A 295-nucleotide genomic window follows, 5' to 3' on the forward strand; every position below is an offset into this window, starting at 1 on the left:
ATGACGGCCACCTTCGTCCTTCGTCAGGATATAGGCTTCTGCCTTGAACTTGGTGTGCGGCTTGACCGAACCTGGCTTGGCAAGGATCTGGCCGCGCTCGACGTCTTCACGGCCAACGCCGCGGATCAGCGCACCGATGTTGTCGCCGGCCTGGCCCTGGTCGAGCAGCTTGCGGAACATCTCGACGCCGGTCACCGTCGTCTTCGTCGTCGGCTTGATGCCGATGATCTCGACTTCTTCACCGACCTTGACGATACCGCGTTCAACGCGGCCCGTTACAACCGTACCACGGCCG

General features: G+C 62.0%; 1 protein-coding gene. It reads right to left on the minus strand.

What is annotated here, in order from left to right; translation table 11 throughout:
* The coding region (locus LB462_RS31070) for an EF-Tu/IF-2/RF-3 family GTPase (protein ID WP_255628353.1) at window positions 1-295 on the minus strand (295 nt) is incomplete at both ends.

The sequence above is a fragment of the Phyllobacterium chamaecytisi genome, assembly GCF_020164455.1.
Lineage (GTDB): Bacteria > Pseudomonadota > Alphaproteobacteria > Rhizobiales > Rhizobiaceae > Phyllobacterium > Phyllobacterium chamaecytisi.